The sequence below is a fragment of the Marinomonas sp. S3726 genome (assembly GCF_000967665.1).
GTDB lineage: Bacteria > Pseudomonadota > Gammaproteobacteria > Pseudomonadales > Marinomonadaceae > Marinomonas.
The window spans coordinates 616087-636868 of sequence record NZ_JXYC01000004.1; the positions used below are offsets into that span (position 1 = coordinate 616087).

Sequence of the window (20782 nt, forward strand, 5' to 3'; positions counted from 1 at the left end):
ACTTATGACAGCAATAGCAATTGAAAATGTTAAAAAATCCTTCGGTGATGCGCATATATTAAAGTCGGTATCACTTGAGATTAAGCATCAGGAATTTACCGTTCTATTAGGCCCATCTGGTTGTGGTAAATCCACCCTGTTGCGCATTATTGCAGGGCTTGAGAGCCAAGACACAGGCACGATAAAAATCGGTGATCGTGTGGTTTCTCACCTGCCTCCTAAAGCACGAAATGTAGCTATGGTGTTCCAGAACTATGCGGTTTTTCCTCACATGACAGTGTTTGAAAACATTGCATTTGGTCTGAGAATGAAAAAAGCGCCCGAGGCCAAAGTAAAAGCCAATGTGGAAAAGTTTGCATCACTTATGCACATAGATCACCTGCTTGAACGTTATTCTGGCCAGCTATCTGGTGGCCAAAGACAACGTGTTGCTGTGGCCCGTGCTCTTGCAGTAGAACCTGACGTTCTTTTGATGGATGAGCCTTTATCCAACCTAGATGCCTTATTGCGCTTGCAGATGCGTGCCGAGCTTAAATCTGTTTTGGCGGCATCAAAAACCACCACGGTTTATGTCACTCATGATCAGGTAGAAGCCATGAGTTTAGCCGATCGAATCGCTGTCATGAATGCCGGTCGTATTGATCAATATGATCTACCCGATGAAATTTACACAAACCCAGCGACAGAATATGTAGGTAGTTTTATTGGTAACCCGCCGATGAACTTTATCTCACCTGAATTTCAAATTGGCGATGTGCCAGCAGGTGCGACTCAGCTAGGCATTCGTCCAGAAGATTTTAACGTCTCTACCATAGCTCAAGCTAATTACTGGCCAATCAAGGTACTAACCAAAGAGAGGCTGGGTTCTCACCAGCAGCTTTCTGCTGAATTAAATGGCCAGCTTTTTCGGGTAAACATTGCTAATGAAGTCGATGTTGAAAGTGGCAATACCCTTTATTTACAACCTAAAGACGATAAGAAACGTTGGTATACAGAAAGTGGGAAGATCATTCTATGAGTCAAACTGAGCAGTTAATTAGCGAAGCTAAGCGCGTCCTTAAAGAAAATGACCTTGGCGGTTATACAGTACCAACGAAAGGTTTGTATCCTTTCCAATGGAACTGGGATGCTGGCATCACAGCATTAGGCTGGTTGCACATTGATGAGAAAAGGGCATGGGCTGAGTTTGAAACCTTGTTTAAAGGCCAGTGGGAAAATGGCATGGTGCCTCATGTTGTATTCCATCAAGATTCAGATGATTACTTTCCAGGGCCAGACCAATGGGGTGTTGTTGGTAACCCACCAAGTACCTCTATTTCACAACCGCCATTATTAGCGACTATGGTCCGTATGATTTATGAGCAAAGTCAGGATAAAGACTTGGCTCAAGCAAAATTAGACGCGCTGCTACCTGGTCTAATCCGTTATCACCTATGGTGGTACCGTGAGCGTGATCCAGAATCAACCGGTCTAGTATCAAGCTATCACCCATGGGAATCTGGCATGGATAATAGCCCTGCCTGGGACGATATCTTAGAGCGAGTACCACAAGCGACTCGTAGCTATCAAAGACGCGATTTAAGCCATGTTGATAGTAACCAGCGTCCTGTTAAAGCTGAATACGATAGATATGTTTACCTAGTGGATTTCTTTAAAGATAAGAAGTTTGACTATCAGACGATCCATGATGAATGCCCCTTCCATACAAAGGATGTGAGCTTAAACTCGGTTTTACAAAGAGCGACGAAAGACTTAATACACCTAAATAGCTTGGCTACTGAGCCAGTTAATCTAGATGAAATCATTCGTGGTGCTAACAAAGCTGATGTACAAATTCAGGCGTTGTGGGATGCAGAAAGACATCAATTTTTGAATAAAGATTATGCTGAGAATGCACCTATTCCAGTAAAAACCTCAGCAGGCTTTATGCCTCTTTATGGTCATAGTGCGACCCCAGAACAAGCTAGCATTATGGCTGAGGAGATCAAGCTTTGGTTAGAAAAAGGGCCTAAAGGCTTGGCTTCGACTTATCCTGGCGAAGCCGTGTTTGATGCCAAACGTTACTGGCGTGGCCCTTCTTGGTTGCACATTAACTGGATGATTGCCGATGGCTTATCCTATTACGGTCATCATGATGTAGCAGCATTATTACAACAGGCGTCTCGTTCTATTATTGAGCAATCAGGTTACTGGGAATATTTTGACCCAGAAACAGGTGAAGGTTGTGGTGGTTCAAACTTCTCTTGGACAGCGGCAATTGCTCTTCATTGGTTAGTTTGACCTTGACCAAAGGCCCTGACCAATCGCGGTTGGGGCTTTTTTATATCGCTAGTAGGTAAGAAAGTGGTAAATCCAGAGAGTTTTTTAAAGGCGTTATTTAATCAGGCAGTGAAAACGGCCCACCCTGATACACACTTGGCTTCGGCCTTATCAAGTTTAGATAAAACCAGTCAGGGCAGAACCATCATATTAGGTGCGGGTAAAGGTGCTGCGGCGATGGCGGCAATTGCTGAAAACTACTTTGAAGGGCAGGTTGAAGGCTTAGTGGTGACGCCTTATCAGCATGGTTGCTCTACCAAAATCGTTGAAGTGGTTGAAGCCGCTCATCCTGTACCAGATGATGCTGGGCAAGAAGTAGCACGTAGAATCTTGGCTTTAGTGGCAGACCTTAAACCAGAAGATAGAGTTATCTTTCTTGTCTCTGGCGGTGGCTCTGCATTATTAGTTTTACCTGCTGATGGCATCGATTTAAAAGAGAAGAAGCGCATTAATAAGCAGCTTCTTTACTCGGGAGCCAGCATTGATGAAATTAACTGTGTACGTAAAAAACTCTCTCAAGTTAAAGGTGGCCGTTTAGCGCTACATTGTGCCCCTGCGACTGTTCATACCTTTGCTATTTCTGATGTGCCAGGAGACTCTCCTAGTGTGATTGCCTCTGGTCCGACAGTGGAAGATGACACCAGTATCGAAGCGGCACTTGAGGTGCTAGCGCGCTATAACATTCATGTTTCCAGTGCTGTGACAGCTTACCTTGAACAACAAGATAAACTGGATTATCGACACTTACCTAAGCGCAATAGCTTTGAGATTATCAGTACCCCGCAAATGTCTTTAGATGCAGCCGCAGAGTTTGCTTTATCTCAAGGTATTACGCCTTTGATTTTAGGTGATCTTGAAGGTGAATCCAGTGATGTCGCTAAAGTGCATGGGGGGATTGCTAGACAAGTCTTACATTATGCTCAGCCAATCAAACCACCTTGTGTCATTATCTCTGGCGGCGAAACCACAGTAACGGTAAAAGGCCGTGGCCGTGGTGGTCGTAATGCGGAATTTTTATTGGCGCTTACCTTGGATCTTAAAGGCAAAAAAGGCGTATCTGCGATTGCTTGTGATACGGACGGAATCGACGGGTCTGAAGATAATGCCGGCGCTATCATGCTGGCTAACACCTATGGCAAGGCTTTGAACAAGCAGCTGAATCCTAGGGCGTATTTAGAAAATAATGATGGTTATAGTTTCTTTGAAGCTTTAGATGCCTTGATAGTGACTGGGCCTACTAGAACGAATGTAAATGATTTTCGCGCTATCTTGATTCAAGCCTAGGCAAAAGCTTTTCATCAAAGACACTGAATTAAAAAACACGCTATTAAAGAGATGGCCTTGCTCTATTTACTGCCCTAAATAAGCAAGGCTATTTCTTTTATCCTTTCTTCACCTAACTCATTTACTCTTCTGATTTTTATAGTTCGTTTTTTTATGTAAACTGACTGAAATTCATAGAGCCTAGCATTCTCTTCTTATATTGAACGAATTTAATTTCAAATGGAGCAACCCAGCTAAATTTATCCTGGCTATGAGTAACATGGTGCAGATTCTTTATTGCTTCCGATAATTTAACTGAATCTACGTTCTTAAGCGTGCAACTGAAGAATATTCAATATCTAATGATTCTTTGAATCTCTATATTAGGAAGGTGTAATACTGCCCAGAGTCATTGTTATTTCTGGTGTACGAGGGGTAAGAATAATGGCGTATCCTGTTGATTGATCTCGACAGGTCACAATCAACATTAGAGAGATTGTGATGATTTAATTGCTCGCAGATAGACTTTGGCGAGTAATTGGCTTACCGTCCATACAGACAACCTCAATGCTATTATATGCCTCAATATCCTTTAGTGGGCTTTTCTTTAAGAGTAGAAAGTTAGCTTTTTTCCCTATTTCTATACTGCCTAATGTTTCTTCAAGATTAAAAACTTTAGCATTATTAATAGTAGTGGCTTGTAGAGTTTTCTTTAATGGGACTCCTGTGCTATACCATGCTTTCATATCAATAAATCCACTTAAGCCCAGGGCGTTCGCATAAGATTGGCCAACAATAGTATCTGTAGCGAATAGTAAATTAGCATCGTAATCAGATAATACTTTTAACACCTTTACAGTATTTATTGAAGGCTTGATACATCTGTTTGTAATTTAACTCTCGAAGATACCTAGGAAATTATTGAAGTATATACTTATGAAACCAATGACCATCATCTGATTTATACCTATCTAACAAGCCTTTGGGAATGACTTCTGATAGTAATGGATTCTCTAAATAAGTAGGATCAAACATGCTTAGGTGTGAGTCAATTAAACTAGGTATTAGATAACGACCACTGCCACCTATACGTAAAATATCTTTTGTTGGGTTTAACTGAGAAGTTGAAATATCAACAATAATTCCATCATTCACTAATATATAGGTGTTGTGCAGTGGCTGTTGAAGTTCTGGTTAAATAAGCGTTACGCTCTCTATTAATAATTGATCTGAACTGGCAAGTAAATAGGTAACGAATAAAAGAGTTAAAAAAATTTCCGAATTGATTTTTATCAGATTTTTCTATAAGTTTAGCACAAAAAAATAATATTGAGAATTAATAACTGTTTTCAAGAATAGCTATGCACAACGATATAAACAAAAAAAATGTTAAAATATTCAGCAGCAACAATATTAAAAAAATGTTTTTAATTGATTTCATAAATTTTTCCTATAAATTTAGCGTTAGCTAAATGATATTGAAAATTAATAAACTATTTAAAAAATAGCTATGCACAACAACATAAACTAAAAAATACTTAGCTTCACTCTCCATTATTTTGTAGGAGTTTACTGGAGCATATTAGAAAGAGGCTCTTATATAATCCATTTTTCATAATTCGAAAAATGGATTAATTATTTTCATGAAAATGATTTCTCGAGTAATTTAAAAATTTTAACAAGCAACTTCATTTTTCTTATTGTCGAAAATATTTAACCATGACCAATTTATCGGGTTTAAAACAAAACCGTGTTTAATGCTCAAGCCCATGGATATTTTTATATCACCAATTTTTTCTTCCAAAAGGTCGGTAATTAAATAATCCTCACTTACTACTTCAACTCCTGCATTTAACTTTTCGACGACTTCCCGAGAATAAATATCCAAGCGGATAGGGCCTGACGAATGTACTGAAATATTCGATCCGCCAAAGTCACCAGCTGCTAATTTCAATCTAGAAACAATGCATGTCTGTTTATTAATGTTTTTTGTGAGCAAGATCCCTTTACCAAAGATACCTCGTAATTGTAATAAGCTACCTGTAGTCGTTGAATCGATAAATACAACACCTATTGCATCGTCTGGTAGCGAATATTCTGTAGTGTAAGAATTAGAAGTTTTCTTGTTATTGTCACTACTGTAAGCAGCTGAAATAAATAGGCTGGGTAATATAGTTAATGCAATAGATAATTTTATCATAATGCTTATAGTATTTTTTATTAATTTATATTTCATAAAAATCTCCACATGCTTATTCTGTTAAACAGATTAATTTTCTTAATACTTAGTAATGACAAAAAGCAGATACACAGCTATACCAATTAAAAGTACCAAAGTGACTACTACTCATCTGGTTAGGCTTAAACTTTGTATATTGAATACTCTTTAAGGCCGAATAGTGTTTCCCTGTTTTGTTATCAGGAAGTATTTAAAATACGTTATAATTGAAAAAAATAAGTACTTAAACGGGATCGAGGACGTCCTATATGACGATTTGATACATGATGGCCTCAAACTACTGAAATCGGATTTTTATGATTGCAATTCCATTACCTTTTGTTACATCTTTATTGTTGTCTATTTTGGCAGTGGTATTGTTTTATCGTCGAGAGCAAGCTGCGCAAGCTACTTTTATATTTATTGCCTTGTGCGCAGTTACTTCAAGTATCGTTGGGTTTAGATGGGAAACGGACATTGCAGTATTCAAAGTACTTCAACCGGTACTTGCTTCCTGTATTCCTGGAGTTGCTTGGTATTGTTTTACCAAATCCCATCGATATAAAAAGTCGTATTTCATTCACTGCTTACCGCCCATGTTGGTTGTTATTGGTTCATTGACCTATCCTTTTTGGCGCCCACCTCTCGATCCATTTCTTGCAGTTCTGTATGTAGCTTATGGTATTGCATTGTTAAAGGCTTCATTAAGCAGTAATGGAATCCCTGAAAAAGTTCGCCTTTCTGACTTTCCAAATACTCAGAAAGCAGAGTCCTACGCGGGCATAATGCTGATAGTTTCAGCTGTTATAGATATCTTTGTAGGAATCAATTTTGCTTTTTACAGTGGAGCTAATGCACTCAATATAATTGCGATTGGCTACTGTATTACTTTGCCTTTATTAGCTGGAACTGTTGTGGTAGTGAGTCAGAGTGTGGTGCAAGAAAACATTGAGATGGACAGTAATGAAGAATCCACATCAAGATTAATGGTGGAAATGAAAGTTTCTTATCCTTCAGTATTAACAGAAGAAGAAATGAAAAAAATCGTCAGTAAAATAGACTTGCTGATTACTGAAAAAGAAGTGTTTTTAGACCCAGATCTAACGCTGGATAGATTAGCACGAAAATCAGGTATTCCAGCAAAACAGATATCCACTTCGATAAATCAAGTTTATGGACGCAATATATCTCAAGTGATTAATGAATACAGAATTGAACGAGCAAAGCAGTTGTTGATTAGCACTGATAAAACAATTACTCAAATCTACTTTGATTCAGGCTTTCAAACTAAATCAAATTTTAATAGAGAGTTTACACGAATAACCGAACAAACTCCGAGCGCTTATCGAAGTTCACAACAAGATGGAAAATAGAGCTCTGTTGAAATTGTAAGGTTGTGTCGCTGCCCATTGCTTGAATCCTTTAAGGCTTTGTTCTCCTAATTTCTAATCATTTGAGACAATTAAATATTCTTAGTTATTTATTATCATTGAATAGGAGTTTAGTACACTGCTGCGGAGTAAAAGAAAAAAGTATTACAGTAATTCATTAAAGTAGATAGCAACTTGATGTGATTACACACAGAATATTAACAACGTAATTAATCAGAGAGTTGATAAAAATCGACTAAACAAGCGAATTAATAGATAAACAAGGAATAAAAAATGCCAGATAGCTAAATATAGCAGGACGACATCCATAAAACATAAGGAATTGCATGTGACTATTGATTATATGAATAGTTAAAAATAAATAGACTAAAATTTAACTTTTTCGTTTTACTTTTCTTGCAAAAGATTATAAGGCAACTTCTTCGTTCGTGAGAATTTTTTGTTGTTTTACTATAAATTTAAAATCATAAGCATATTCCAACATTAAGAACTTATGCTTCAGCTCCCCTTATAGCAGTATATAACCAAGTTTGCTCAACGATGTGACCTATTTTTAAAGCAATAATAATTCGAGAGAATTGAGAGTCTTATGAAGTTATTTTGCTGTCGAACACCTATGACAAGGCTTTGAATAAGCAGCTGAATCCTAGGGCGTATTTAGAAAATAATGATGGTTATAGTTTCTTTGAAGCTTTAGATGCCTTGATAGTGACTGGGCCTACTAGAACGAATGTAAATGATTTTCGCGCTATCTTGATTCAAGCCTAAGCAAAAGCTTTTCATCAAAGACACTGAATTAAAAAACACGCTATTAAAGAGATGGCCTTGCTCTATTTACTGCCCTAAATAAGCAAGGCTATTTCTTTTATCCTTTCTGTATTTCACTTTTCTTTTTATTCTTCTCGTTCAAGGATTCGCTGTAATCTTGGTCGGCTGATTTGCAGTATTTCACAGGCCTTGCCCTTGTGATTATTTACCTGAGAAAGTACCTGTTTCACATGAGTGTATTCTATTTGCTGCAAGCTACTGTCTTGCGTATCTGGGTGAGCTTGGTAAGTATCTTCTGAAAGTGTGTCATCTTGTTTATGTTCGCGTTTTTGTCTGAGTTTCTGTTCTATATCGACAAACAAATCTTCAGTAAGCAGTTCACTAGGGCACAGGGCAACGGCCTTGATTAGGGTGTTTTCAAGCTCTCGCACATTGCCCGGCCAATGGTAGTCTGTGAGTAGATCCATAGCGCTTTTAGTTATCTTACTAATTTTTGTACCTAGCTCCCTATTGGCTCGATATAGCAGGGCAGGGACAAGTTCTTTTAAATCTTCTTTGCGCTCAAGCAGAGAGGGCAATTCAATTTGAACCACTTGTAGGCGGTAGTATAAATCCTCTCTAAAGCGCTTCTCTTTTATGGCCTGATCGAAGTTTAAATTGGTCGCTGAGATGATACGCACATCCGCCTGGTATTCAGTTTTACTACCAAGTGGTGTGTAGGTTTTCTCTTGTAGAACACGCAGTAGCTTGGCTTGTATTTGCGCGGAAAGTTCGCCCACTTCGTCTAAAAATAAGGTGCCACCTTGGGCTAGCGCAAACTTACCCGCTTGATCAGAGACAGCGCCAGTGAAAGCCCCGCGTTTATGGCCAAAAAGCTCAGACTCTAACAAGTTATCCACTAAAGCGGCGCAATTTAACGCAACAAAAGGGGCACCCTCTGACATGCCCGCTTGGTGTATGGCTCGGGCGACCATTTCTTTACCTGTACCAGATTCTCCCGTAATTAACACACTGGCCCGAGTGTGGGCAATTTTACCTATGGTTTTATAAACCTGCTTCATGGCATTGGATGAACCAACCATAGAATTGCCAAAGTTATCAGGCACGCTCAGAGTTTCAAGTTTGTCTTGATTAAGTTGGGCCAGATGTTGCGCCAAGGCGGTATTAATCGCCTGATCAAATTCATCTAAATCTATAGGCTTATGCAGATATTCATCGGCACCGTTTTGCATGGCGCTGATAGTGCTTTGCATATCCTGAAAAGCAGTAATCATTATGATGCGACTAGTGGGGCTGACTTGCTTAAAGCGAGGAAGCGCTTCAATGCCAGACAAGCCTTGCATGCATATATCTAAGATGATGACATCCGGTTGATAGTCTTGTGCCAAACTGATGCCGCTGCTGGCATCGGCACTGGTTTCAACCTCATGACCTTGAGATTCTAAATGAAGTTGTAGGGTACGTCGTATGCCCTTGTCGTCATCACATATGAGTAACTTGCTCATAGCTTTCCTGCTTTGAATTTTGTGAATTAAGGGGCGCCATGTGAGCGGGAAGGGCAATACACACCTGTGTTCCTTCTTCACCCATATGCTGCTTAGTTAAGATAGGGCGTATCTTGATCAAGCCTTGGTGTAGATCAAGAATGCCTTTAACAATGGCCAAACCTAGCCCTGTACCACTGGCTTTAGTGGTGAAAAAGGGCTCGAAAGCTTGTGTGATTATGTCGCTCTCAATTGGCTTACCCGTGTTAAAAATGCTCAACATGAGATAAGCCTGCTTGGCTTGGTCTTGTTGAGTTAAGTCTGAAGTCATACCTTGATCAATTAAATTCTCATCAAGCTCATACAGAGGTTGGTCCAGTAGAAGTAAATGGCTCTTAATTCTCACCAGCCTATGCCCAGAACTTAAGGCTGCGGCTTGGATGCCATTAGTCATTAGGTTTTGTATTGCCTGTTTTAACTTGGTTGGATCAGCAAATAGAGTAGGTAAGTTAGGTGTCAACTCTAATGTGACAGCAACCTTATGCTCTCTTGCTAAACGCTCTTGAGGCATGAGTACTTGATTAACCAGCTTGTTAAAGTCTAGCCATTGGGCTTGGTGCTTTTCAGGCTTTGAATAGGTTAATAAGTCAGCCAATATGGCTTCCATATAAGCCACTTGTTGGAGGGAAATTTGGCATAACTCATCTTGGTTTTTTCTCTGGTACATTTGCAGCACCATCTTGATAGAGCTAAGTGGGTTCCTAAGGTCATGGGCTATCATGCTTACCACCTTGCCTATGGCGGCGAGTTTTTCGTGTTGCAGGCGTTGATTCGTTTCTTGTTCAAGGGCTTGTGCAAGCGCCTTTTCTTGGCTGATGTCCTGCTTTACTCCCACGTAATAGAGGTTGTTGCCTTGTGCATCTTTGACAGGTGAGATGACCGCTCTTTCCCAAAATAGAGAGCCATCTTTTTTCTTATTATGTAATTCCCCTCGCCACTCTTTACCTGCTAGTAGTGCTTGCCATAGGGCATCATAATCAGCATTTTTCATTTCACCAGACTGTAAGAATTTAGGACTAATCCCTAAGACTTGAGACTCTTGATAGCCTGTTACCTCACAAAAAGTTGGGTTCACATAAATGATCTTGCCAGTTAGGTCTGTGATCATGACGCTATTTTGGCTCTGTTCCACCGCATGGTTTAGCTGTAATAGCTGGGCTTGAGCTTGCTCTTGCTGGGTGATGTCTTCTCCCACTAGAGTGAGAAGGCCTAATGGTGCTTGATTGATGTGCTCTGAAGCCGTTGGCTTCTGTAAAAAAGTGGTGGTCCAAGATAAGAGATGCACTTGCCCATACTTGTCTTGAATCACATCTTTAATACTGGCTTGATGATGTCCTGATACAAGTGTGTTTTGCAGGGAGGTTTGCACCTGTTCTCTCAGTTCTAATGGAATGAAAAGACGTACCCAATCTTGCCCTATCACCTCTTTTTTCTCATAGCCCATGCGTTCTAAGAAAAGATCGTTGCAAAATACCACGCGACCTTTCTGATCCAGGCTCACGGCCAACAATTGGATTTGTTCTAACACTTGACGAAACTGCTGCTCGTAGGCTCTTTGTTTGTCTTTTGCAAGATGGCGACTTTGGCTAAAAACTATGTAGAGGCAAGCGCAGAAAGCCAGACTATAAAGTAAGAGATAAAAGATGAGGTATTGCTGGAAAAACTGCATACGTATTTGCTTAAAATACAGTTTTGAAAATGATGAAACTAGGTGCCAAGGCTTGTTATCTGGTGCCATGCTGGTAGCGAAGGTGAGGTAAGCATCGGCGTTAACCAAGCGGCCGCTTGTTTGCTTGTTTAATAGGTTCTGGATATTGCTGGGTGGGTGCTGAAACGTATTAAAAAGAAACTCATTTTTAGCGCCATTAATGTCGATAAAACTGAGTAAATTTGGGTTGAGATCAAGGCTAGCACTGGGCAGAGATTGCTCGTTAAACTCTGTTCGATTAAGAGGTTGCACCATAGCGGCTGCTTCACTATTGATAATATAAAGCTGGTTAAGAAAGTAGGGGGATAAACGTAATAACTGTTTGATCAGAGGGAGAGCACGGTAATTCAGTACTATGACGCCAACTAGTTGGTCACCATCATAAACCGGGGCGCTCACTCGTATGGTTGGAGCGCTTGGGCGTTCTAATTTACCTGCTTCCATATTTTGGTCAAGGGGGGAAATGTATACCTCACCTTGCTTGAGTGTCAGGCTTTTCTGAAAGTAATAACGTTGAGATTTGTCCTGCAAAGCCGGCTTTTCTACTACTTCAAATGTATTGCCAATATGGTTAATGCGAACCTGCTCTTGTCCTGTCTGATCTAGAAACCTGATTTGGCTGTAATCACTTTGGTTTTGACTGAATTGTAAAAAGTACTGGTTTAATAATTGCTGCCTATCTGGGGCGGTCAGCGTCATTAATGAGCGGCTAATAAAGGCAAAATTTTTCGCATCGGCCGCCATATTTTCCAAGTTATCAGCTAAAGTCTGTTGGATGAGTTCAACAGTGACCCTCTCTTTGTGCAGAGCGTACTTTTGTTCGTTACTGACACTGAGATAATAATGGCTCAATAGGGAGAGAGTGATGATAAAGCTGGAAAAAATGAAATAAAGTGAGAATCTGGCTAGGGCGCTTTTATCTCCATGAAAGCAGCTAAAGTAAGTCGAATAAAAGGATCTGAATGGGCCTTTAGAAGCGCCTAGATTAAGCTGAAGCATGTTGAAAATATCCCTTATTATTCTCAAGATCCAAGCTTCACATTATTTTGTGATGGGGCAAAGAAAACCCAGCTAGAATTAGCTGGGCTTATGTTTCATATCAAACTTTCGGCAAGTTTAAGAGAGCTAACCTTTAACGAGCCAGTAATTGTCCGGTTAATTGAATCGCCAGATATTGCGCCTGATTCTCAAGTTCAGGCAACTTCTTAGCCAGCAAACTCAGGCTTTTCTCCTTAGCAAAATCTAGATTTTTAGCAGCGATACTTTGGCTTTCTTCATCGTGAATAGCGCACTCAATTAAACTTACGACATCCTCTTCTTGTTCCAGGCGGGCGAGTAAAGGCAGGGCTAATTTCCTCACGCCACCAGCAGAGTCGGCTAAGCAAGTTTGTAGGCTGCGCTGTATTTCAAGTAAAGGAAGTAGCGCCGAAGGCTTAACATCCATATGCAGTTTGAGCGCCTGTAGGCTGCAAATGCGCACATGTTCATCCTCATCTTCTATGCCTAGCAAAATGAGGGTGAGGGACTGGCGACTTCTCAGCTGACCCAATAACCGAGTAGCGGCCTGTTTTGTCAAACTGCCCCCTTGGTACATAACATTTGCCAAAGCCGCAAAGGTGTTTTTTAACAAGCTGGTCCCTTGCTTTTCTCCAAGGCGAGCCATGGTATTAAACAGCTCAATTTGTAATTCGGGATCAGCGCCAGTTAGGGCTTCAATTAACAAGGGCGCGGCAAAATCATAAGGACATTTTGCTAGGCTTCGAATGGCAAGAATCTGATTTGAGATTTGAGCGCGTTTGGCAATTTTTCGACGGTTTAGATCTAACTTACCTGAGGCTTGGAAGTGCCCAGAAACGATATCGCTATAATCGTTAAAGTCTTCTTCTAGCTCAAGCAACATATTATTGATATTGCGTTCGTGATCTTGGTCTCTTTGTACCGGATTAGGCTGGGAGAGGTCTGCCTGATTACTTTGCGCAATCGCTGCCAAAGTGGAGGACACTTGAATCTTGTTGTCTTCCTCCTCTTTTTGCTGGCACAGGCTTTTTTGGGTGTTATCAGTTTCTTCCGAGTTGTCCGCTTTGTCTGTATCCAGAGGGATTCGTTGATTATCAGGGTTTGAGCTGAGTACTTGAGACTCTAAAAAGGTTTGATAAGAAGGCAGGTGAGCAAAGTGTCTGATGGCTTCAAAGCAGGCTTGGCGAATCATGACGTCATGATGTTTTTCATCTAATAAGGTACGAAACTCAGTTAATAAGGGGGCTGAGCTTGCCTGAAACTGGCCCAGTAAATGGATAAACTCTATGCGAATGGCGATAGGCGTTTCTGGGTTCTTTGCTAGTTCTAAGCTGCGTTCAAAAGCGGCTTGATAAGCTTCATCTTCGCCCGCTTTATGGGCGAGGATACGGGCCGCACCTAAGGTTAAAGTATGGGACTTATGTTGCATCAGGCTGGTTAACCAATCTAAAAAGCTGGGGCTAACTTGTTGTGGATGTTGATCGATTAATCCCAACAAGCTCGACAAATTATGGCTTTGTTCTCTTTGTGCGAGAGACTCTAAATTAGCAAGACTGATATCGTCCAGCACATCTAATTGTTTGAGCGCTTCAAGCGCACAAGTTTGTACTCTATTGCTATTATCGCAAAGCTGGTTCGCAAGGTCCCATTGATAGTCTTTGCTGTTTCGTTGGGCGAGCGCCTTGATACCAATGATTTTGATTTCAACATCTTGGCTTTGATTCATTTGCTTAAAGAGCAATACATTGGCTTTAGGACTTGGGTTAAGGCTAATGGCCTTGGTGATTTTTCTTGCTTGGGTCAAGCTAGGAGAGGCTTCTAATAAACTCTGACAATATTCGAGATCTAATTGGGCTAAGGCATTATAAAGCGCCATCTCAAGTTCAGGTTCTGGGTCTGTCGCCAGTAACTCTTTAAACAGAGGAATAGCATCTGTGGTGGCGACTTGAGCAAAGAGTTGAACCGCTAGAAGCTGTAGATCCCACCATTCATCCCAGTCATTTGTCATGCCCCATGCATCATCCGGTACACGGCCTTTTGCCATGGCTTCAAATAAATCTATGATGCGTTGCTTTTCAGGATGAGAAGCATCATTAAGTAAAGTCTGCTTGCTTAAGGTTATAAGGGCTTCGTGCCTAGCATCCCCGTCAGGATGATTCTTAGCCACATCAATGAGGCTGGAAACATCACCTAAACCTAAATCCCCCAAGGCTTTGGTCGCATCTATGACAACGTCCGTATCTGGGTGGTAAAGACATTGGTTCAGTTGGGGCAGGGCTTCTTGGTATTGAGCCTCAGCGATGGCTTTTGCACTGTAGCAAGATTGGGCTTCGTCTCCCTGTTCAAGCAAGTTCACCAATGCTTGATAGGCTTCTTGGTGGCTGACAGGATATTGCTGAGATGACATATGTGCTCCTAGCGATGACATATCTTGAATAATTTTATTTTGATTGTGAGTGTCGATCTAAGCCTATCAATAGCGTATTTAGCGTTTTCTTTTCTTGTTTTGAATCAAGGTTAGCCCTTGTAGCAAGCGCTTTAAAAAGCCTCGTCAGAAAATTGAATGTTTCGTTAAATGCATCAAAGAGAAATTGCACAAAGTGTTAAATCTTATCTGTGTTAGAAATTCAGGGGATTGCTTAAAGCGAGATAAATCAAGGGTTAGAGGGCTTTTAAACTCTTGGTATAGAAAATGCCTTAGGGATATCACAGCCAAGTTTTTCTCTAAATAGTGAGTAAAAACTTATTTGATGTCCCTGTTAAAGGAGCTAACCATGAAGATGCGACTGCTAGTACCGACTTTGCTCGGAGTCTCTTTGTCCTCATTGCCCTTGATGGCCCAAGATAAGATGGATTTTGGCCCCCTGCCTGAGGTGAAAATTGATAAGGCGAAAGCGGAGTTAGGTAAAAGATTATTTTTTGATAAACGTTTATCTGGCGATGCCTTAATAGCCTGTTCGACGTGCCACCAACCTGAATCAGGTTTTAGTTATCCCGCCCCTTTAGCCCCAGCTTACACTGGCAGTAAAGGCTTTCGGAATGTGCCTTCTCTGATTAATACCAGCTTAAAAGAAGTATGGTTTCATGATGGGCGCTTAGGCACCAATCTTAATGATGTGACACGGGAAATGATCACAGAAGATTGGTTGATGAACATGGATATGAGGCTAATGCAGGAGCGTATCAAACAAGATCCTATCTATGTAGCCATGTTTAAAAAAGCAGGTTATGGGGAGCCTTCTAATGGTTCGGTACGTAAAGCCATTCCTGAATATCTCAAAACCTTAAGCTCTAACGCCAGTCCCTATGACAAAGACCAGTTATCAGCGCAAGCCGAGCAAGGACTTCAGCTTTTCAAAGGAAAAGCGGGTTGTACGGCTTGTCATAATGGACCGCTTCTTACTGACGGTAAGGCCTATAACACAGGGGTAAAAGAGAACCTAGAGATCTTCTTGGACCCAGAGCGTCACGAAACCTTTATCGCCTTCAATATGTTTATGGGCAATGAGAACTACATGAACCTCAAACGTGATGTGGGCGCACATGTACAAAGCCACAAGATAGACGGTTCAGATATGGGTAAGTTTGTTACCCCAAGCCTACGTGAACTCACCCACACAGCGCCTTATATGCACAACGGTGTGATGGATTCCCTCGCGGATGTCGTCGCTTTTTATAACCAAGGTGGCGGGCAAGATTCCAATAAGGACAGCCGACTTAAACCCCTTAATTTGACGAGCCAAGAAGAGCAAGCCTTGGTTGCCTTTTTAGAGTCTTTATCTTCCAAACCACTGACCAGTGAACAGCATGTTTGGACAAAAAATGACTACCAATATCAGCCAACCAAAAATTGGTTAAAGGCCAAAAACTAAGGAGGGACTTATGAAAGCTAAACCGAACTTATTTATTCGAGTGAGCCTGAGTTTGTTGGCAACCGCAGCCAGTTTTAACTCATCTTTGGCGCTTGCGGATACGCCTATGCCGAGCTTTGATGCTCAAGCAGAAATGAAAAGGGCGGCAAAAGCGGATGCCGTGGCAGCCAAATTATCGCCTGTGGTTTTAGGTGATAAAAGCTATTTGCCTCTAGCGCCTTTAGGGGCAGTACCAACGCCTCTTGATAATCCAACCACAGCAGAAAAAGTTGAATTAGGTAAGTTGTTATTTTTCGATGGTCGCTTAGGAGGAGATGAGTCCTCTCCTTGTGTTGCTTGTCACTTGCCTGATACAGGTTGGGATTTTCCAACAGACTTATCGTTAGGTTATCCAAACACAGTGCATTGGCGTAATAGCCAGACTCTAATCAATTCAGCCTATTACTCTAAACTCTTTTGGGCGGGTTCTAGTAACTCGTTAGAAGCTCAAGCCAAGAGCGCTGCCAAAGGTTCTGTCGCGGGTAATGGCGAAGACGATCTGATGGAAGCAAGGCTCGCGCTTGTGCCTGAATATGTTGAGGGCTTTAAGCAAGTTTTTGGTGATAACTATCCAAAAATCAGTAATGCCTGGAAAGCCATTGGCGCTTTTGAACGCACCTTAATTCAAACCGATACACCGCTAGATAATTACTTGCTAGGGGATAAGTCCGCTTTAACGGCACAGCAGTTGAAAGGCAAAAAACTGTTTGAAGGTAAGGCTAATTGCATTGCTTGTCATAACGGTGCCCTTGCCAGTGATGAGAAGTATTACAACATAGGCGTACCAACCAATAAGCGCTGGGAGCAAGAAGCCATGGCACAAATCACCTTCCGCTATGAGCTTTATGCGAAAGGTTCCACAGAGAAACAATACCGCACAGGGAAGGCTGACCCAGGTGTTTATTTCAGGGGTAAACGTGCGGATATGAAAGGTAAGTTTCGAACGCCTAGTCTGCGTTATACCAAGTACACAGCCCCTTACATGCACAACGGGGTGATCACTAGCTTGGCAGATGTGATCGACTTTTATAACAAGGGAGGTATTAGCAAAGATGGGCGCACGACTGGCTTCCCTCAAACTAAATCTAAGCTGATCAAACCGCTTAATTTGAGTAAGTCTGAAAAAGCCGATTTGCTGGCTTTCCTAGACAGTTTTAGTGGTGACAAGCTGGTAATGGATTACCCAGCTATCCCTGAGTCAAAACCTCTCTTTACTAAACAAGCTTTGCTGGAGGCAATAAAATGAAAGATGACCTGACCAATCTTGATCAAACAAGTCTTGACCAAACAAGAGACTCAAGCCAGCTTGATAAAGCTAAGCAAAGCCCAGCTGAACATACCCAATGCATGATGAGCAGACGTAAATTCTTAATGACCTCTGGGGTTGCGGTAGGTGGCGCGAGCTTGGTTTCTCTCACCTTGTATCCAGGTACCGCACAAGCTCAGCAAGTACAGGCAAAAGTAACCTCTTACCCAAGACAATTAGTGGGTAAGTTAAGCCAGCTAAAAGTCAATCAGCCATTGTATTTCAACTATCCAGATGAAGGCCCAAACTCTCGTGCCATGTTAGTGCGTATGGGGGTTGAAGGCGGTGGCGGCATAGGCCAAAACAAAGATGTAGTGGCCTTTTCCATGATGTGTACCCACCAAGGTGGCCCTTTAGATAATCAATACAAAGTCAGAGATGAGCATAGAGTGGTTGGCCAATGTCCATTTCACCTCTCGACCTTTGATTTGCGCCGTCACGGCATTATCGTGTCAGGCCAAGCCTATGAGAGTTTGCCTCAAGTCTTATTAGAGCAAGAAGGCGATCTGTTATATGCCGTTGGCATCATGGGGCTGCTATTTGGCCGATCTGACAACCTAATCGCAGTTGCAGGAGCTTAACCATGACAACTCAATTTTATATTCCAGAAGATCATGCACCTCTACCGCCAAAACAAGCGGAAGTGATTACCACCGCTTGTGATTATTGTGTTGTTGCCTGTGGTTATAAGGTGTATCGCTGGCCTTTAGAAATGGCGAATGGAGGCATGAAAGCCAGTGAAAATGCCTTTGATTTGGATTTTCCTACCGCGCCTTTACAGGCCTGGGTGGCACCTAGCCAACATAATGTGGTGATGCATAAGGGCAAGCCCCACAACATCATAGTTGTGCCTGATAAGGACGCCACTGTGGTGAATAAAATGGGTGACTCTTCCATGCGAGGTGGCCTATTAGCGAAAAAAGTTTATAACCCATCCACAGGGACTAGAGACAGATTAACGCAACCTTTGGTTCGTATTGGTGGCAGCTTACAGCCTGTGACTTGGGAGTTTGCTTTAGACATAGCCGCCGCTGTTGGCCAACATGTTATTGATACCCATGGTACTAATGCCTATGGGGTGAAAACCTACTCTTATCAATACATTGAGAATACTTACGCCATCACCAAGTACGCCTTGCGCCATGTAAATACGGCAAACTTTAGTTTCCATGATACACCTTCAGATGTGACCTCAACCCCGGGCTTTAGGGATGCGGGCTTTGATAACTTTGGACCAAGTTATGACGATTGGGGGGCGGCAGATACCTTGATGATATGTGGTACTGACCCGTATGAAACCAAAACCATTATCTTTACCCAGTACATAATGCCGGCCATTCAAAGGGGCATGAAAACCGTCATTCTTAATCCTAGAGAAACGGCGGGCATAGCCTATATGAAAAAGCATGGAGGGCTGCACCTAGATGTTAATCCGGGCTCAGATACCTTAGTCGTAGGCGCTATTGCTCGCATCATAATGCAGAACGATTGGCAGGATAAAGATTGGATTGGGAACTGGGTAAACAGCAAATGGGAATCTAACTCAGGGTTTGGGCAAGGTACTCGAAACACACCATGGCAATGGCGTACGACTTGGGGCAAGTTTCAAACCAATGGTTATGAAGACTACAAAAAATGGAATCTAGCCCAAGCTGAGTATGACCCAGACTATGCGGCAAACTTGGCTGGCATAGAGGTTAAAAAGCTTTATCAAGCGGCTGAGATGTTGGCTAAACCTATTAATGGCAAACGCCCTAAAACCTCAATCGGCATCGAAAAAGGCTTTTACTGGTCTAACAACACAGGCAATACCAATGCGATTTCAACCCTAGCAACCTTAGTGGGTGCTGGTGGTCGAGAAGGGCAAGTGGTGGGCCGCTTTGGTGGTCACCAACGTGGTGGACAATCTGGTGGTAAATTACCGCGAAATAAGTCGCCAGAGAAAGTACCGGGACGTCGCCGTCGTGCCTTGGATACGGACAGGTATTTATTCTCCGGCCATACTCGTTTTACCCATGTAATAGGTACCACTTGGATTCAAGCCATGTGTGGTTCTCAAGGCTTACAAAAGAAATTTTGGGAGCTGACAGTGGCCAACCCCCATCAGGTTTATAGTTATGAAAAGCAAGAGATTATCGACACCCTAAAAGCCCGTGCTGATTCTGGCGGCATGGTGGTTGTGAATCAGGATATCTATTTGCGAGATCCGATTGGCGCTAAGTTTGCTGATATTGTCTTCCCTGCGGCGACTTGGGGAGAAGAAGATTTTATGCGTGCCAATGGTGAACGCCGTTTGCGTCTTTATCAAAAGTTTAATGATGCCCCTGGCCATGCAAAGCCTGACTGGTGGATTATTGCTCAGCTCTCTAAACGTATGGGGTTTGATGGCTTTGATTGGCAGAACTCAAATGAGGTGGCAGAAGAGGCATCACGCTTTAGTCGTGGTAGCCGTAAAGACTTTAATATGATTAAAGTGGCCGCCCATGCAGAAGGTAAAACCTTACATCAAAAGCTCAAAGAGTATGGAACAGAAGGCATACAAGGCCCTGTATTCTATAACTATGATACCAAAAAGCTGGTGGGCACTAAGCGTTTGCATGATACCCAAATGAGTGCAGAAATCTTAGCTGAAAAGGGTCTCACTGATGGGCCGCAAGGGGCTAACGTGCTCAAGAAACAGCTCACAGGCTTCAACTCTCAAACGGGCAAGATCAATATGCAGAAGCATCCGTGGGGCCTCTTTAGTGACTTCTATGCTTGGATCAAGCCTAAAGGGGATGAGCTTTGGTTCTCTAATGGCCGCGTGAATGAGATTTGGCAATCAGGTTTTGATGATGTGGAGCGCCGCGCTTATACGGCTCAACGTTGGCCTGAAAACTGGGTCGAAATACACCCTGATGACGCTAAGAAACGGGGCATTGAATCCGGCGATCAGGTGATGATGTATTCTGATAGAGTGCCGAGTTTTAAAGATACTATCTTAGGTGTTGAAGGCGATGATTTTCAGTTTAACCAGCTGCTAGACGCAGGCCATATTCAGCTTGATAAGGCCGCGGTAACAGCGGTTGCTATTGTCACCCCTTGTACCAAAAAAGGCGTGCTCTACGCTAATATGATAGATATGAAACAACCATCTAACTCACTAACAGCCAGAGTTGTAGACCAAATTAGTGGTAACTATAACTACAAAATGGGCGTGGCTAATATCAGAAAGATTGGCGATTCTGTGTATAAAAAGGAATTTAGAAGCTTCTCTTTTGCACCGAGAAATATTGTTTAGCCCTTAAAAAAGGAAATAAAAAACGGGCCGATCAGGCCCGTTATTGTTTCTAAGTTG

The 20782-nt window shown here is 42.0% G+C and carries 14 protein-coding genes; 9 read left to right on the forward strand and 5 right to left on the reverse strand.

From position 1 onward, the window contains the following. Positions 1–4 precede the first annotated feature (4 nt). The 3 genes from TW85_RS04000 to TW85_RS04010 all read left to right on the forward strand — a co-directional run bounded on the left by TW85_RS04000 (position 5) and on the right by TW85_RS04010 (position 3603). The gene (locus TW85_RS04000; protein WP_046015754.1) at positions 5–1018 is read left to right on the forward strand and encodes an ABC transporter ATP-binding protein; all 1014 of its coding nucleotides are present in this window, start codon (positions 5–7) and stop codon (positions 1016–1018) included. Continuing rightward, on the forward strand, positions 1015–2280 hold the full coding sequence (locus tag TW85_RS04005) for a trehalase family glycosidase (protein ID WP_046015755.1): 1266 nt from the start codon (positions 1015–1017) through the stop codon (positions 2278–2280). The genes TW85_RS04000 and TW85_RS04005 overlap by 4 nt, the downstream gene beginning before the upstream one ends. A gap of 63 nt (positions 2281–2343) precedes the next feature. Then, positions 2344–3603 (forward strand): glycerate kinase, encoded by a 1260-nt coding sequence (locus TW85_RS04010; protein ID WP_046015756.1) that lies wholly within the window; start codon positions 2344–2346, stop codon positions 3601–3603. A gap of 485 nt (positions 3604–4088) precedes the next feature. Here TW85_RS04010 and TW85_RS04015 read toward each other — a convergent pair whose 3' ends face one another. Then, positions 4089–4433, reverse strand: a complete 345-nt coding sequence (locus tag TW85_RS04015; protein ID WP_046015757.1) for an amidohydrolase family protein — start codon at positions 4431–4433, stop codon at positions 4089–4091. An 824-nt stretch (positions 4434–5257) separates the two neighbouring features. Further along, positions 5258–5818 carry a hypothetical protein gene (locus tag TW85_RS04025; protein WP_052701835.1) on the reverse strand — a complete coding sequence of 187 codons (561 nt, stop codon included), beginning with the start codon at positions 5816–5818 and terminating at the stop codon, positions 5258–5260. 299 nt (positions 5819–6117) lie between these two features. Here TW85_RS04025 and TW85_RS04030 point away from each other — a divergent pair, with 299 nt between their 5' ends. Next, entirely contained in the window at positions 6118–7173 is a 1056-nt protein-coding gene (locus TW85_RS04030; protein ID WP_046015759.1) for a helix-turn-helix domain-containing protein, read from the forward strand. Between the two features lie 618 nt (positions 7174–7791). After that, positions 7792–7959 carry an MOFRL family protein gene (locus tag TW85_RS25905; RefSeq protein WP_343251974.1) on the forward strand — a complete coding sequence of 56 codons (168 nt, stop codon included), beginning with the start codon at positions 7792–7794 and terminating at the stop codon, positions 7957–7959. Between the two features lie 125 nt (positions 7960–8084). Here the strand turns inward: TW85_RS25905 and TW85_RS04035 are convergent, their stop codons facing one another. The 3 genes from TW85_RS04035 to TW85_RS04045 all read right to left on the reverse strand — a co-directional run bounded on the left by TW85_RS04035 (position 8085) and on the right by TW85_RS04045 (position 14635). Then, on the reverse strand, positions 8085–9464 hold the full coding sequence (locus TW85_RS04035) for a sigma-54 dependent transcriptional regulator (RefSeq protein WP_046015760.1): 1380 nt from the start codon (positions 9462–9464) through the stop codon (positions 8085–8087). Continuing rightward, positions 9442–12210, reverse strand: a complete 2769-nt coding sequence (locus TW85_RS04040) for a PAS domain S-box protein (protein WP_052701837.1) — start codon at positions 12208–12210, stop codon at positions 9442–9444. Before TW85_RS04040 ends, TW85_RS04035 begins: the two co-directional genes overlap by 23 nt. Before the next feature lie 133 nt (positions 12211–12343). Further along, on the reverse strand, positions 12344–14635 hold the full coding sequence (locus TW85_RS04045; protein ID WP_046015761.1) for a HEAT repeat domain-containing protein: 2292 nt from the start codon (positions 14633–14635) through the stop codon (positions 12344–12346). 367 nt (positions 14636–15002) lie between these two features. Here TW85_RS04045 and TW85_RS04050 point away from each other — a divergent pair, with 367 nt between their 5' ends. The 4 genes from TW85_RS04050 to TW85_RS04065 are packed head-to-tail and all read left to right on the forward strand — an operon-like array spanning position 15003 to position 20725. After that, positions 15003–16100, forward strand: coding sequence for a cytochrome c peroxidase (locus TW85_RS04050; protein WP_046015762.1), 1098 nt, complete (start codon positions 15003–15005; stop codon positions 16098–16100). Positions 16101–16110: 10 nt separating this feature from the next. Then, positions 16111–17385, forward strand: coding sequence for a cytochrome c peroxidase (locus TW85_RS04055; protein ID WP_052701839.1), 1275 nt, complete (start codon positions 16111–16113; stop codon positions 17383–17385). Continuing rightward, positions 17382–18026 carry an arsenate reductase (azurin) small subunit gene (locus tag TW85_RS04060; protein ID WP_046015763.1) on the forward strand — a complete coding sequence of 215 codons (645 nt, stop codon included), beginning with the start codon at positions 17382–17384 and terminating at the stop codon, positions 18024–18026. Before TW85_RS04055 ends, TW85_RS04060 begins: the two co-directional genes overlap by 4 nt. 2 nt (positions 18027–18028) lie before the next feature. After that, entirely contained in the window at positions 18029–20725 is a 2697-nt protein-coding gene (locus TW85_RS04065) for an arsenate reductase (azurin) large subunit (RefSeq protein WP_046015764.1), read from the forward strand. Positions 20726–20782: the final 57 nt, after the last annotated feature.

What these genes read in the sequence shown, in the direction of transcription:
- TW85_RS04000 (WP_046015754.1), top strand. Translation starts at nt 5, where the DNA reads ATGACAGCAATAGCAATTGAAAATGTTAAAAAATCCTTCGGTGATGCG.
- TW85_RS04005 (WP_046015755.1), top strand. Translation starts at nt 1,015, where the DNA reads ATGAGTCAAACTGAGCAGTTAATTAGCGAAGCTAAGCGCGTCCTTAAA.
- TW85_RS04025 (WP_052701835.1), bottom strand. Translation starts at nt 5,818, where the DNA reads ATGAAATATAAATTAATAAAAAATACTATAAGCATTATGATAAAATTA.
- TW85_RS04030 (WP_046015759.1), top strand. Translation starts at nt 6,118, where the DNA reads ATGATTGCAATTCCATTACCTTTTGTTACATCTTTATTGTTGTCTATT.
- TW85_RS04035 (WP_046015760.1), bottom strand. Translation starts at nt 9,464, where the DNA reads ATGAGCAAGTTACTCATATGTGATGACGACAAGGGCATACGACGTACC.
- TW85_RS04040 (WP_052701837.1), bottom strand. Translation starts at nt 12,210, where the DNA reads ATGCTTCAGCTTAATCTAGGCGCTTCTAAAGGCCCATTCAGATCCTTT.
- TW85_RS04045 (WP_046015761.1), bottom strand. Translation starts at nt 14,635, where the DNA reads ATGTCATCTCAGCAATATCCTGTCAGCCACCAAGAAGCCTATCAAGCA.
- TW85_RS04050 (WP_046015762.1), top strand. Translation starts at nt 15,003, where the DNA reads ATGAAGATGCGACTGCTAGTACCGACTTTGCTCGGAGTCTCTTTGTCC.
- TW85_RS04055 (WP_052701839.1), top strand. Translation starts at nt 16,111, where the DNA reads ATGAAAGCTAAACCGAACTTATTTATTCGAGTGAGCCTGAGTTTGTTG.
- TW85_RS04060 (WP_046015763.1), top strand. Translation starts at nt 17,382, where the DNA reads ATGAAAGATGACCTGACCAATCTTGATCAAACAAGTCTTGACCAAACA.
- TW85_RS04065 (WP_046015764.1), top strand. Translation starts at nt 18,029, where the DNA reads ATGACAACTCAATTTTATATTCCAGAAGATCATGCACCTCTACCGCCA.